Below are 14,482 nucleotides of genomic sequence, written 5' to 3' on the forward strand. Positions count from 1 at the left end.
TTTGTTTTCTGATCTGGCATTTTAACTATAATAGTAATTATGTTTCTATTATAGTACTCATCCTAAATCATCCCCAAAACGAATGTCAAAAGGAAAATACTATTTTTCAAAGTCGCTTGAAAAAGGGCTGAAAATCCTGTCCCTTTTTAACCGGGAGACCCCGGTCCTGACCCAGAGTGAGATCGCCAAAACCCTGGCTCTGAATATGACCTCGACCTACCGCTACATCAATACACTGGTGGAACTGGGGTACCTGGAAAAAGATGCCAAGACCAAGGAGATCCGGCCGTCGATCCTGTGCCTGCTGTTTTGTGCCAACCTGATGCGGGCCACCGATCATCTGAGGATGATCAAGGAGGTCGTGAACCGGATTCACAAGGAAAAGAACATCAGCATCGACGTGGCCTTCGCCGTGGACGACACCCTGGTGCGCATCTACTACCGGGGGGCGGATGAAACGCTGACCTACAGCCTGCCTGATTTTTCGAAAAACTGCCTGCACAACACGGCATTGGGGAAAGCGTATCTGTCCAGCCTCCCCGACGACCTGATCGCTGAAAAAATCGAAAACATGGTTCTCACGGGCAAGACCGAAAAAACGATCACGGACAAGGCGGTGCTTCTGGCAGACCTGAAGAAAGCCAAAGGGCGTCAATATGCCATGTCGGAAGAGGAGTATCTGCCCGGCCTGATCACCATCAGCGCCCCCCTGTTCGACCCCCTGACGGGGAAAGGCGTCGGCGCGGTCTGTTTTGACTTTTCGGTGCTTCAGCACAGTGCACAGGATGTCGAGGCCAAATATGGTCGCTTGATCCGGGAGACGGCCGGGACACTGTCCGAACTCCTGCCGCCGGACAAAGACCGCAGGAATTAACGCATGCATCCATTTTCAATTCAACGCACCGGGGCAAAACACCCATGAAAAATGACAAGTGGAAACCGTGGGCACTGCTGGCGCCGTCCATGAGTGCCGTATTTTTACTTCTGGTCATACCGGTCTGCTTTATCGTGGTCTACAGTTTCTGGCTGCGGGCTCCCAGCGGGGCGGACATCCCCGCCTTCCAGTTCGGCAACTACGCCAAGTTCTTCGAAGATTTCTTCTACCCGAAGATTCTCATCCGCACCATCCGCATCTCCTTCGAGACGGTCATTCTCTGCGTGGTCATGGGCTATGTTCCCGCCTATTTCTTTTACCGCAGCGAAAGCCGCTATAAAAAGATATTTCTTCTTCTCATCATGCTGCCGTTCTGGGTCAGTTTCATCATCCGCACCATGAGCTGGATCAACATCATGGGGGATTCGGGACTGATCAACCACTTCCTGATCAAAATCGGGCTGATCGCATCGCCCATTTCCATGCTGTACAATGAGTTTACCGTACTCATGGGGCTGATCATGTACCTGCTGCCCTTCATGGTGCTGAACATCTACGTCAGCCTGGAAGGCATCGACAAAAGCCTTCTCGAAGCCGCCCGCTGCATGGGCTGCACCGAATGGCAGGCCTTTCGGGAAGTGACGCTGCCCCTGAGCCTTCCCGGGGTCAGCGCCGGGTGCCTGCTGGTCTTCGTGCTGACCGCCGGCACCTATCTGCCCCCCATGATCCTGGGCGGGCCGGGAAACGGCATGATCGCCAACCTGATCTTCAAACGGGTCATCGGTACGCTCGACTGGCCCTTCGGCTCGGCCATCAGCGTGATCCTGCTGTCGCTGCTGTTTGTGATCGTGTGGACCTACAACCGCTACCTGGGGATCAACCAGATCTTCAAGAGTCTGCAGGGGAGCTGATCCATGAAACAAGTATCCATCGGATGGTCATTGATCAGGATCTATACGTTTCTGGTATACCTGTTCCTGTTCGCCCCCATCGTCGTGGTCATCGTGCTGGCATTCAACCCCAAGCAGTTCGGCATCTTCCCCATGGAAGGCGTCAGCCTGCGCTGGTTCATCAAGCTGGCCCAGAATGAATCCATCATCCAGGCGTTTCAGAATTCGCTCGTCCTGGGGTCCCTGACCGCAGTCATTTCCACCGGCATCGGCATCCTGGCCGCCCTGGCCTTCATACGCTTCGAGTTTCCCGGCAAAAACACGCTCAACACCCTGCTGCTGTCACCGATCATGATTCCGGAAGTGGTGCTGGGGGTCGCCCTCCTGCTGTTTTTACGCTTTCTGCAGCAACCCAAGAGCTTCGCCCTGCTGCTGATCGGCCACGTCGTATTGACCCTGCCCTATGTACTGCTGATTGTCCAGGCGCGGCTGGTGGGCATCAAAAAAGAATACGAAGAGGCCGCCAAATCCCTGGGCGCCAATGCTTTCCAGACCTTCCGGGAGGTCACCTTCCCGCTGCTGCTGCCGGCCATTCTGGCCGGCGCCCTGTTTTCCTTTACCATCTCCTTTGACGACATCACGGCAACGCTCTTCTGGGCCACGGCACAGAATCAGACCGTTCCGGTCAAGATTTTCAGTATGCTCAGAAATTCCATCAGCCCCGAAATCAACGCCCTGGGCGCCGTCATGATCGTACTGACCGTCGCCACCCCGCTGCTTGCAGGCTATCTTTCCCGGAAATTCTCAAAAATTAAGGAGTAAGGTTTTAACCTGACAACCATCAGCTGAAAGGAGAACCCATGGCTATCGTAACGAAAGAAAAACTGGACCGGGTCTACGACGCATATAGAGAAGGCAGGCTCAGCCGGCGTCATTTCATTAAATACCTCGGCCTGGCCGGCGCCTGCCTCGGACTGTCCGGTCTGCCCTTCGGAAACACCGTCCGGGACGCCTGGGCGGCCAAGTCCATCCGTTTCGACGGATGGGGCGGTTCGGTCTCCGAGGCATTCAGGAAGCACGCCTTCAAGCCATTTACCAAAGCCACGGGGATCGACGTCATCGACGGCGAATTCGGAGACATGAACTCCTACCTGACGCGCGTCAAGGCCTCCTACCCGCCGGGCGGGGAGTTCAATATCGCCTACCTGAGCGCCGTCTTCGACTATGCCCGTTATGTGGACCTGGGTTTTTCAACGGTACTGGATGAGTCCAAAATTCCCAACCTGAAAAATGTCATGCCCTCCATGATCAAACCCCTGCGCGACATCACCAAGGGGACCCTCTCGGCCGTGCCCTACGATCTGGGGCAGACCGGCATCGCCTACAACACCAAGCATGTCAGCAAGGAAAAAGCCGAAAAACTGGGCGCTGCGCTGCTGTGGGACAAGGACCTGAAAGGCAAGCTGGGCAGCTGGGAGGGCGACTTCAGGACCAACATGTGGTACGCGGCCCTGTACACCGGCCAGAGCCCCAACAACATGACCGACCTTGCGGCCATCTGGGCGGCCCTTCGGGAGCAGCGCGGCCTGATGAAAAAATACTGGGCTTCCGGCGCCGAACTGATGAGCCTGCTGGCCAATGAGGAAATCTACGCCACGGTGGCCTGGTCCGGACGGGTGGCGTCGCTTCAGCAGGAAGGCCACCCCATCGGCTACCTCTCCCCCAAGGGCACCTATTCGTGGATGGAATATCAGTTCGTCCTCAAAGGCACCGACCTGGCAGTCGCCCAGCAGTTGCTCAATTTCATGCTTGAACCCAACGTGGCCATCGCCGTGGCCGAGGGCCAGAACTATCCGCCCAGCCTGGATCCGTCCAAGGTGAAATTGACCGAGAAGATCAAAAAAATGCCCGCCTTCGACCCCACCGGCAAGCTGGACGGCTACCTGTTTGCCAAACCGGCTTACTGGAATGCCCACCAGGTGGAGTGGACGGAGAAGTGGGACAGGATCAAGGCAGGCAGTTAGTTCGTTGCGAATCCTAAACGGCATCTTGCGGCCCGGGCCGGCGTTCTCGCGATATTGAAATCCTCGACGTAGCGCTGCTACGCCTCCGGTTTCAATATCGTTGCGGCCTTGGCCGGAGCACAATCTGCCATTTCTGAATCGAAACGGGTCCGTTTTACTGCACAGATGCAAACCGCAAGAATATGACCCAAACCGATGGTCTCGGCAGCGGTCCGGCGCAGATCAAGATAAACAAAAGAGGGAGACAGGGTAACGTGGCAACCGGCAAGAAGCAGCCCATGGTGGCGTTCAAAGGCATAATGAAGCGGTTCGGCAAGGTCGTGGCTGTCGAAAAAATGGACTTCGAGATCGAGGAGGGCAGCCTGGTGACGCTGCTTGGCCCTTCGGGATGCGGCAAGACCACCCTGCTGCGCATGGTGGCCGGTCTTGAAGAACCCACCGAGGGCGACATTTTCATCAAGGGAAAACGGATCAACGACACACCGATCCACAAACGCAACCTGGGCATGATTTTTCAAAACTATGCCCTGTTCCCCCACAAAACCATCTTTGACAATGTGGCCTTCGGTTTGAAATACCGTGACGTTTCCAGTGCGGACATCAGAGAAAAAGTGAAACGGGCCCTGGAAATGGTTCGCCTGCCCGGCGTGGAAAACCGCATGCCCAGCCAGCTCTCCGGCGGGCAGCAGCAGCGCATCGCCATGGCGCGGGCCATCGTCATCGAGCCGGATGTCCTGCTGATGGACGAGCCCCTGTCCGCCCTGGATGAAAACCTGAGGGAGGAGATGCGCCGCGAGGTGGACAACCTCCAGCGGCTGCTCGGGGTCACCACCATCTTCGTCACCCATGACCAGCGGGAAGCGCTGAGCATGTCCGACAAGATCCTGGTCATGAAGGCCGGCCGCAAGCAGCAGGAAGGCAACCCCGAGTCGGTCTACAATGAGCCGTCCAACCATTTTGTGGCCGACTTTCTGGGCCACTCCAATTTCATCACCGGGGAGGTCGTTGACGTCAGCAACGGCCATGTCAATGTCAGGATCGAGACCGGCGATGTTCTCTTTGCGGAGAACAAAGGCGGGTTCTCCAAAGGCGATCCGGTGGAGATGATCGTCCGCGCCCAGCGCTTCGATGCCTTCCCCAGGGAGGAATTCGAACCCGTGGAAGGGATGAACCACTTCGAGGGCCGCATCAAGGACCGCAGCTACATGGGCGGAGAAGTCAGCTACTTCATCGAGCTGGGGGCCGACCGCGAAATTCATATCATCAGCATGATGCGAACCCGGCTCTACGAGATCGGCGAAGCGGTCAGCGTGCAGGTATCGCCGCACCACTGCCACCTGATTCACATGGAATGATCCGGCAGGCCGCTGCCGCCGACATCCGATCGATCATTAACCTGAAAGCAGACACGACCGTTTTCAGGTTTTGTTTTCAGGAGGATGCCCGGCCGGCAGATGCCCCAGCCACCATACGCAAGACAGGAGACCGTTTATGTACAGACCGGATCGGATCGAAGACGGTTTTTTCAATCGCTACCCGGATCGACTCGTCACCATCGATTCCCACACCCAGGGAGAGCCCACCCGTTTGCTGGTCGGCGGTGTGGGCAGCCTTCCCGGCCGCACGATCAAAGAGAAAAAAGACCATTTTGAATCCCATTTCGATCACGTGCGCCGCCTGCTGACCCGTGAACCCAGGGGGCATCGGGGCATCATGGCGGCCGTGGTGACCGAACCTGTGAGCCCGCAGGGACAATTCGGGCTGTTTTACATGGACGCCCGGCGCTACCCCTACCTGTGCGGCCATGCCACCATCGGGGCCGTGGCCACCCTCGTCGACGTCGGCGCCCTGGCCGCCGTGGACGGGGACGCGACCATCACGGTGGACACCCCGTCCGGCCCCCTGGATGCCCATACCCGCATCCGCAACGGCCGGGTGGTATCCGTGGCCATTGACATGGTGCCGTCATTCGTTTTTGATACGGACCGCAAGCTCGACGTTCCGGGGTTCGGCCGGGTCTGCGTCGACCTGGTCTGCGTAGGCGGATTTTTCGCCATGGTGTCGGCCCGGTCCGTGGGCCTCGATCTGCTCCCGGCAAACAGCCACCGCCTGATCACCCTGGGAATGGCCGTCATCGATGCGGCCAACCGGGCATTTAACGTCTACCACCCCGAACGGCCGGAAGTCGGCACGGTGGATGTCACCGAATTCTACGATGACGACGCTGACGAAAAGACCGGCCGGAGCGTGGTGGTATACGGTGAATCCCACATGGACCGGTCGCCGTGCGGCACCGGAACCACAGCCAAAATGACCCTGCTTCACCACCACGGACGGCTGGACCCCGGCCAGGTCTACAAAAATGCCGGCCCGCTGGGAACGGTCTTCGAAGGACAAGTGGTGAAAAGATTGACCATTGGAGAATTTAACGGCATTGTGGGTCAGGTCCGGGGAAACGCCCAGATCACCGGGTACCATCAGTTTGTTGTGGATGCCGACGACCCCGTTCCCGAAGGGTTTTTGTTGTAAGCATCCAAAAAGAACCCTCATTATCAATGATGCCAAATGTACCGGAAATAACAAAATACAAATAGCAAATCTCAAATAAATTTCAAATTGCAATACCCAAATCTCAAAAAGGGTGAAAACCAACGGTATATCATTATTTTGATTTCTCGATTATTTATTATCGGAATGCCACGTCTTCAAGGCTATCAGGTTTGGATTTTTTATTTTTATGTCATTGTGATTTATTGGTCATTTGGCTTTTGTCTATTGTGATTTTTTTTTGTTTTCTGACACAACAACCACTTATTCCAAGATTAAGATATCATCATGAATTCAACATCACCCAGCCCTGACATCATCCTGTTTAACGGAACCATCGCCACCCAGAACGTCCACCAGCCGACCGCCAAGGCGATGGCCGTCGGGCAGGGCCAGATTCTGGCCACCGGCAGCAGCGACAAAATCCTGGGCATGGCCGGTGCCGGCACCGAGACGATCGATCTTGACGGCCGCCTGGTCGTCCCGGGATTTATCGATACCCACATTCACTTTTATGAGTGGTCCCTGAAACGCCAGGGCGTGAAACTGACGGACCTCACCGGCCTCGACGGGCTGTTGGAGCGCGTCCGGCAGGCCGCCGAGGGACGTCCCCCGGGCCAGTGGATCATGGGCCAGGGATGGAACGAGACCGACTGGACCGCGCCGCACGTGCCCACCCGCGAGGCCCTGGACCGGGCGGCCCCGGATCACCCGGTGCTGCTGTGGCGCTGCGACCTGCACCTGGCCGCGGCCAACACGGCCGCGCTGAGGGCGGCAGGCATCGACGCCGACACCCCCGATCCGCCGGAGGGCCGGATCGAGCGTGACGCCTCGGGAACCCCCACAGGGATCCTGCGGGAACTGGCCATCAATCTCGTTCGCCGGGCCGTGGCGCCGCCGGATGAAGACCAGGTGGCGGCGGCCTTTACGGAGGCCTCCAGAGCCCTTCACCGCCGGGGCGTTACCGGCATTCACGACGTGCGGCTGATGGCCGACACGGATGGCGCCGCCGCCTTCCAGGCCTTCCAGCGGCTGGACCGGGAGGGTCGCCTGGCGCTTCGTTCATGGGTCACCCTGCCCGGGCATCGGTTGGACGACATCATCGGCCTGGGACTGCAGACCGGGTTCGGCAACGACCGGCTGCGGGTCGGTCACGTCAAATTCTTTTCCGACGGCGGCATGGGCGCCCGGACGGCCTGGATGATCGATCCGTTTCAGGATGCGGGCTGCGGCATGCCGCTGATGGACATGGCGAAGCTTGCGCAAGACATCCGCAGGGCGGACGCGGCCGGGCTGTCGACCATGGTGCACGCGGTGGGCGACCGGGCCAATCGCGAACTGATCGCCATGTTTGAAGATCTTGAATCCCGCCGCGCCGGGTCGAAAACCCCACGTCCGAGCATTCCCCATCGCATCGAACACGTGCAGATGATCCGTCCCGAGGATGCCGAGCGGCTGCGCGACCTTGGCCTGGCCCTTTGCGTGACGCCGGCCAACATGGTCCTGGACATCAACCTGATCGATTCGGCGGTGGGCGAAAAAGGCCGGTGGACCTATGCCTTTCGGCGGCTGATGGACACCGGATCAGCGGTCATGTTCAGTTCGGACTGCCCGGTGTGCGATCCCGACCCGCTGACAGGCATTCACGCGGCGGTGACCCGCCAGCGGGCCGACGGCACCCCGACGGGCGGCTGGCATCCGCACAACCGCATCACGGTGCCCGAAGCCATCCGGGCGTACACCGCCACCCCCGCCGCCGTCCACCAGGCACACGATCTGGGGACCATCGCGCCGGGCAAAAAGGCGGACCTGGCGGTACTGGGCGAGAATATCCTAACATCCGATCCGTCCGGAATTTCCGGCACGCATGTTGACATGACGGTGTTTGACGGCCGGATCGTATACAGACAGTTTTAACACTTTTACTACAGGAGATCCCATGCCCGCAACCGCAGACCGCCTGACCTTTTTCACCGAGTCGGTCATTCGCGAAATGACCCGCGTCGCCAACCGCTGTGATGCCATCAACCTCTCCCAGGGATTTCCCGATGCCGATCCGCCGGCGGAGGTTTTGGCCGCCGGCAAGCGGGCCATGGCCGAGGGCCCCCACCAGTATGCCGTCACCTGGGGGGCGCCGCGGTTCAGGGAAGCACTGGTAAAAAAACAGCGCCATTGGATGGGCCTCGACCTGAACCCCGATGCCCATGTGGTGGTGACCTGCGGCAGCACGGAAGCCATGATGACCGCCATGATGACCGCCTGCAACCCCGGGGACAAGGTGATTATCTTCTCACCCTATTATGAGAACTACGGGGCGGACACGATCCTCAGCGGCGCCCGGCCGATCTATGTTCCCCTGCACCCCCCGGAATTCAATTTCGACCCCGGTGAACTCCGGGCCGCCTTCATGCAGGGGGCCAAGGCCATCGTGCTGTGCAATCCGTCGAATCCGTCCGGCAAGGTTTTCTCGCTGGAGGAACTCGAAACCATCGCCGACCTGGCCAAAGAATTCGATGCCTTCGTCATCACCGACGAAGTCTACGAGCATATCGTCTACCCCCCCCACCGCCACCACTACATGGCCGCCCTGCCGGATATGTTCGACCGCACCATCTCCTGCAGTTCGCTGTCCAAAACCTACAACATGACGGGGTGGCGGCTGGGCTACGTGATCGGACCGGAGTCGGTGATCGCCGGCGCCCGCAAGGTGCACGACTTTCTCACCGTGGGGGCCGCCGCCCCCCTTCAGGAGGCGGCCGTCACCGCACTGGAACTGCCCTTGAGCTATTATGAACGGCTGACCGTGGACTACACCCGCAAAAGGGATCTGTTTTTAGGCTTCCTGGACGAGGCCGGCCTCACCTATACCCGGCCCCAGGGGGCCTACTACGTGATGGTCGACTGTACCGAATTCGGCGTGACCGACGACAACGCCTTCTGCCGCTGGATGGCCAGAACGGTGGGGGTGGCCGCTGTCCCCGGTTCCAGCTTTTTCCACGAGCCGGTCGATCATCTGATCCGCCTTCATTTTTCACGTTCCGAGGAGATTCTGGCTGAAACCGGCAAAAGGCTGAAAAAACTGAAAACCCTCGTATAGCAGGGGCAACCGGTGCACCCATGGCCGACAGAATTGAAACCATCGACGGGTCATTGATCCAGCACGGCCGCCACAACGACCGCATATACCTGATGCACCTGCACGGGATGGCCGCCGGCAATCTGATTCCGAAACTCGACAGGATGGCCAGGGACCATGGCTACACGAAGATTTTCGCCAAGGTCCCCGCCACCCGCTGGAAGGCGTTCAAATCCGCCGGCTACACCAGGGAAGCCCTTATCCCGGGGTTCTTCAGGGGCAGGGTCGACGGTCTGTTCATCGCCAAATTCTTTTCCGAGCAAAGGCGGAAGGCCCCGCCGCGGCAACCCGTCGATCCGCCCGCGCCGCCTTTTGCCGAAGCCCCTCCCGCCGGCAGGTGCGCACCGCCGGTCGAGGCATGCACGCCATCGGATGCCGGGGAAATGGGCGCCCTCTACCACCGGGCATTTGACTCCTATCCTTTTCCGATCCACCGGCCTGATTACCTCACACGGGTGATGGGCAAAAACGCCTTCTATTGGTGTATCCGGGTTGAAAAGAGGATCGCCGCCATTGCGGCGGCAGAGATCGACCCCGCCAGCCAGGCGTGCGAGATGACCGATTTCGCCACCCTGCCCGGTTACACGGGCAGGGGGTTTGCACAGGTGCTGCTGGGCCGGTTGATGGATGAAGCCCGCCGCCGGGATGTAAAAACCGCCTATACCATCGCACGGGACGATTCCAGGGCGATGAACCGGGTCTTCCAAAAAACGGGGTATGGATATGCGGGACGGTTGATCAACAATTCTCAGATCGGGGGGCGCATCAGGAGCATGAACGTATGGTACAGAGTCGTTTAGGGGTTGAGGGATTGGTTTTTAGACACGAACAGGATGCTGATCTCCGACATCCGCATCCAACACTCAGAACCCAGGACCCAGAACTATTCTTCACCCCCCGTGTCGCCGGCTGCGGCTTCCTTTTCCGCTTCCTGCTCTCTTTTCCGCAGCACATATCCGGTGTCCGGCAGGATATCCCGGAAGGCCTGCCCGTAAATCTCCCAGACCGTCACAAAAAGGGCGGCGATGATGGGCCCGATGATCACCCCCACCATGCCGAACATGAAAATGCCCCCCATGGTGCCGAAAAAAATCATCAGTTCGTGCATCTGCGTATCTTTACCGACCAGGATCGGTCTGAGCAGGTTGTCCAGGCTGCCGACCACCAGCCCGCAGAACACAAAGAGCCCGATGGCCTTGCCGACGGCGCCGCCGAATCCCAGGATGAGGGCGACCGGCACCCAGACGATGGCCGTTCCCACACTGGGAATAATGGACAGGACCACCATGATCACGCCCCAGAACGTTGCGCTGGGAATCCCCACCGCCCAGAAGGCCACGCCGGCCAGCCCCCCCTGGAGAATGCCGATAACCGCTGTCCCCTTCAGGGTGGCACGCGTAACCGAGGTGAAGCGATCGAGCATCTGCTGCTCGTCATGGTCCTGAAGCGGCAGGTAATACAGTATTTTTTCGAGCAGTTTATCCCCGTCCATCAAAAAGAAATACATGGTGTAGAGCCACGTAAAAATCATGAACAGGAAGTTAACCGCCCCCATGGTTGCCGACCGGAGATTGTTAATCAGGAACTGGCTGATGCTGCCGACCATTTCACCGGCCTTGCGCAGAATCAGTTCGCTGTGGGGGGCAACTTTGTCGTAGTAGGGGATGTTCTCCAGAAAATCGGAAACCGCCCCCGGCTGGCTGAGCTGCGTTTTCACCCAGGGAACGGCTGTCTGGCTGACCTTGATGGCCTGCCCGGTCACCACCCCGGTGAGCACCGCCAGGGGCAGCACCACGACGATGATGATCAGCAGCAGCGTCAAAACGGACGCCAGGCTGCGGCGTCCTTTCAGGGAGTCGGCCAGCCAATGGTAGACGGGACGGGCAAGCGCGGAAAATATGCCGGCCAGAAAAATGGCCATCAAAAAAGACCGGATCATCGACAGAAAAACAGCCGATATGAATGCGACCAGCAGAACGACCACGAATTTATTCATCTTGTCGTCGGGCATGATTGGTTGACTCCCATCCTGGTGGCGGCCTGTAACAAGCCGTTGCGGTAGGTAAGAAGGCCTTGAAATCCATACCCCCATCGAAGGGGTGGGTTCCAAAACGCAGCGGCTGTCGCGTTCAGCTCCGTTAGCGGAGCGATGCCTTCTGGGCTGTGGCCGCCCGCACGGTCCGGCAATGGGGCCCTGCAGGCGGCAGGATCGGCCATTCGAGGTGGACTTTACCCTAAAAACACCCTAAGTACAAACGGACGGCCGGGTCATCGGACGGCCCGCGGAGGGATTGTTGAAATCGCCGCAAAGCATCCATATAGTGTGCGATGAAAACGATGGTATCGTTCAACGGCACGATGATCGGTTTTCCAAACGAGGAGTCCCCATGTTCCGGAATCGGTTCGTCAGTATCATCCTGGCTGCATCAGCGCTCTTTTTCGGCGCCTGTTCCACGGCGCCCGCCCCCTCGCGGCAGGCAGCGTGGAACCTGAAGGCGCTGGTCGCACCGGTACAAAAATCGGTGGTGACCGTTGTCAATTATGACATCAATGGCAGCGTATCTTCCATCGGCAGCGGATTCTTCATATCGGACAGCGGCGACCTGCTGACCAACTTCCACGTTCTGGACGGCGCCTATAATGCGGAGATCAAGACCCTGGACGGCAGTCAATACCCGGTGGCGGCCGTACTGGCCGGAAACAAGCTGATTGACCTGATCAAGGTCAGGGTCGACATCCCGCCCGGCCGGGTATCACCGATCATTTTCGCCAGGCAGGCCCCCGCGGTTGCAGACAGTATTTTTGTCGTCGGCAGCCCCATGGGGCTGGAACAGACCGTCTCCGAAGGCATCATCTCCGCCGTTCGGGAAATTCCGGCTGGCGGCAGGATCTTACAACTGACCGCCCCGATCTCCAGTGGATCCAGCGGCGGCCCCGTGCTCAACCGCGACGGGGAGGCCATCGGCGTGGTGACGTTTCAGGCTGCCAAGGGGCAGAACCTCAATTTCGCCATCTCCATCGATGCCCTTGAAATGCTTTCCGACGAAACGTCGCAGCTGTCAATCGCCGAATGGACCATACGAAACTCCCAAAAGGGCCCGGCGCTGGCTGCGGCGCTCTGCAGCCAGGGCTCCCGGCTCACCATCCAGGGAGAATATGAAGAGGCATTGACCTATTTCCAGAAAGCCGCCGAGACCAATCCGGAGGATCCCGAGGCATGGTATGGGCTGGGCAGCTGCTATGTCGGCCTCGAACAGCCGGATGATGCCATTGCCGCCTACAACCGGCCCATTGAGCAGGACCCGGACAATGCGGTCGCCCACTTTGTGCTGGCCATGTATTACAAAACCATCGGGCAATACGAACAGGTGATCCCCTCTCTCCGGGAGGTTGTCCGCATCGACCCCGCCAACGTCCGGGCGCAGTTCGAACTGGGCAGGGCCTACGGCGCGCTGGACCGCACCGAGGAGCAGATCGACACCTTCAATGAAATTCTGGGGAGCCACCCGGATCATATTCCGACGCTGCTCGACCTGGGCGCGACCTTAGGAAAAATCGGCCGTCTGGAAGAGGCGATCGCCATGTTCTCCAGGGCCGGCAGCCTGGAGCCGGACAACGAATTGATCTACTACAACATCGGGGTCACGTACAACCGCATGCAGCGGCCGGACAAGGCCATACGCGCCTACACCCATGCCATACGCGCCAATCCGCGAATGACCGCCGCGCACTTCAACCTCGGTGTGACCTACCTCGACCAGGGCCGCCGCAGACAGGCCCTGGACCAGTATGAAATCCTCAACGGCCTGGAACCGGACGCCGCGACGCGCCTCTTCGAAAAGATCTATCCGGAAAGTATCCAGTAAACCGTCGGGTCATGGCACCCAGGGATTCGGGACCCTCCGTGCACGGGACCGGATGCGTGGCCGGCGATGCCGCCATGGCCGGAACGACGGGGGGCAGGTTCGCTTATTTCCGATCCGGCCTGACCAGCGGGACGAGAAAAACAATACAGGCGACGAGGAAAATGACACTGCCGATGAATGCCAGCGCATCGTGATTTTTCAGACTTGAGGCGATAAAGAAAATGGCACAGACAATAAAAAGTGCCCATCCCGCCAGGTGACACGTCATCTCCCGCCCCATCTTTTTTTTCCGGTTGCCATTGCCTTTCATGGTATCGGCCCCTGATCCTCCCTGTGGCAGCTGGCCCCGTGGTCGCTGTCAGTTCAACTGGAACGCCAGATACTTGATGGTCGTTTCCCGTGACCGGGCGGCGGTCTCAAAGGCGGAAACGACCTCGCCGGCAGCTATCGATCCGTCGTCAGCCCCATGAATATCATCACACTGCGCAACCACGCGACCGCCCCAGTGTTCAACCGATTGCCGGGTGAAATCGTATAGCAGACGGCTGTCCGTCTTCAGATACACGGTACCTCCGGGCACGAGCAGCCCCGCATAGGCATCCAAAAAAGAGGCTGCGGACAACCGGCTCTTGACGGCCCGGTGCTTGGGGTGCGGGTCGGGAAACGGCAGCCAGATCTCGTGTATCGACCGGGGCCTGAAGAATTCACCGATGCGCTCGATCCGCGCGCGAAGGAAGTGAACATTGTCCAGTCCCGCGGCAAGGGCCTTTTCTGCACCGACACACATGCGATGGCTCTTGCAATCGACGCCCACAAAAAGCCTGCGGGGGCTGGCGGCGGCAAAGGCCAGACTGTGCTCTCCCTTGCCGCAGCCCAGTTCGAGCACCGTTTCCATACCCGCAAAGCACTCATCGTGCCAGGGATACGAGCCCGGCGGGGGCGACTCGCCAAGCGCGGAAAGAGTCACGTTGGGCAGCTGTTTGACGCGTTCGTACTTGTAACGTTTATTTTTGGGCATGGGTTGATGGCCCGGCATCCTGGTTCCAGGCGGCAGTATGGTCCTATCATCGCCCGGCGCCAGACCGCCGCGCGTTTTCACCATGAAATTCCCTGCAGGATTTCGTGAGGATCGACCCTAATTGATT

13 protein-coding genes are annotated in these 14,482 nt (G+C 59.0%); 10 read left to right on the forward strand and 3 right to left on the reverse strand.

Annotated features, from left to right (window positions below):
- Window positions 1-82 precede the first annotated feature (82 nt).
- From DSCA_RS08805 to ablB, 9 genes are all read left to right on the forward strand, one after another.
- Window positions 83-874 (forward strand): IclR family transcriptional regulator, encoded by a 792-nt coding sequence (locus tag DSCA_RS08805; protein WP_155316077.1) that lies wholly within the window; start codon window positions 83-85, stop codon window positions 872-874.
- A 44-nt stretch (window positions 875-918) separates the two neighbouring features.
- Window positions 919-1,785 carry an ABC transporter permease gene (locus DSCA_RS08810; RefSeq protein ID WP_155316078.1) on the forward strand — a complete coding sequence of 289 codons (867 nt, stop codon included), beginning with the start codon at window positions 919-921 and terminating at the stop codon, window positions 1,783-1,785.
- A 3-nt stretch (window positions 1,786-1,788) separates the two neighbouring features.
- Window positions 1,789-2,586 (forward strand): ABC transporter permease, encoded by a 798-nt coding sequence (locus DSCA_RS08815; protein ID WP_174783985.1) that lies wholly within the window; start codon window positions 1,789-1,791, stop codon window positions 2,584-2,586.
- 38 nt (window positions 2,587-2,624) lie between these two features.
- The gene (locus DSCA_RS08820; protein WP_155316079.1) at window positions 2,625-3,788 is read left to right on the forward strand and encodes an extracellular solute-binding protein; all 1,164 of its coding nucleotides are present in this window, start codon (window positions 2,625-2,627) and stop codon (window positions 3,786-3,788) included.
- 254 nt (window positions 3,789-4,042) lie between these two features.
- Window positions 4,043-5,143, forward strand: coding sequence for an ABC transporter ATP-binding protein (locus DSCA_RS08825; RefSeq protein ID WP_155316080.1), 1,101 nt, complete (start codon window positions 4,043-4,045; stop codon window positions 5,141-5,143).
- A 136-nt stretch (window positions 5,144-5,279) separates the two neighbouring features.
- Entirely contained in the window at window positions 5,280-6,317 is a 1,038-nt protein-coding gene (locus DSCA_RS08830) for a proline racemase family protein (RefSeq protein WP_155316081.1), read from the forward strand.
- Window positions 6,318-6,623: 306 nt separating this feature from the next.
- Entirely contained in the window at window positions 6,624-8,252 is a 1,629-nt protein-coding gene (locus DSCA_RS08835; protein WP_155316082.1) for an amidohydrolase, read from the forward strand.
- Between the two features lie 22 nt (window positions 8,253-8,274).
- Window positions 8,275-9,432, forward strand: coding sequence for a pyridoxal phosphate-dependent aminotransferase (locus DSCA_RS08840; protein WP_155316083.1), 1,158 nt, complete (start codon window positions 8,275-8,277; stop codon window positions 9,430-9,432).
- Window positions 9,433-9,452: 20 nt separating this feature from the next.
- The gene (gene ablB, locus DSCA_RS08845; protein WP_155316084.1) at window positions 9,453-10,271 is read left to right on the forward strand and encodes a putative beta-lysine N-acetyltransferase; all 819 of its coding nucleotides are present in this window, start codon (window positions 9,453-9,455) and stop codon (window positions 10,269-10,271) included.
- An 83-nt stretch (window positions 10,272-10,354) separates the two neighbouring features.
- On the opposite strand, the gene DSCA_RS08850 is transcribed toward ablB, so the two are convergent.
- On the reverse strand, window positions 10,355-11,482 hold the full coding sequence (locus DSCA_RS08850; RefSeq protein ID WP_155316085.1) for an AI-2E family transporter: 1,128 nt from the start codon (window positions 11,480-11,482) through the stop codon (window positions 10,355-10,357).
- Window positions 11,483-11,858: 376 nt separating this feature from the next.
- On the opposite strand from DSCA_RS08850, the gene DSCA_RS08855 reads away from it, so the two are divergent.
- Entirely contained in the window at window positions 11,859-13,337 is a 1,479-nt protein-coding gene (locus DSCA_RS08855; protein WP_155316086.1) for a tetratricopeptide repeat protein, read from the forward strand.
- A 103-nt stretch (window positions 13,338-13,440) separates the two neighbouring features.
- Here DSCA_RS08855 and DSCA_RS08860 read toward each other — a convergent pair whose 3' ends face one another.
- Together DSCA_RS08860 and trmB are read right to left on the reverse strand one after the other, a co-directional pair.
- Window positions 13,441-13,647, reverse strand: coding sequence for a hypothetical protein (locus tag DSCA_RS08860; RefSeq protein ID WP_197904766.1), 207 nt, complete (start codon window positions 13,645-13,647; stop codon window positions 13,441-13,443).
- A 48-nt stretch (window positions 13,648-13,695) separates the two neighbouring features.
- Window positions 13,696-14,439: a tRNA (guanosine(46)-N7)-methyltransferase TrmB gene (gene trmB, locus DSCA_RS08865; RefSeq protein WP_155316087.1), complete on the reverse strand. Its 744-nt coding sequence runs from the start codon at window positions 14,437-14,439 to the stop codon at window positions 13,696-13,698.
- Window positions 14,440-14,482 lie beyond the last annotated feature (43 nt).

The organism is Desulfosarcina alkanivorans (assembly GCF_009688945.1).
In the GTDB taxonomy this organism is placed as follows: Bacteria; Desulfobacterota; Desulfobacteria; order Desulfobacterales; family Desulfosarcinaceae; genus Desulfosarcina; species Desulfosarcina alkanivorans.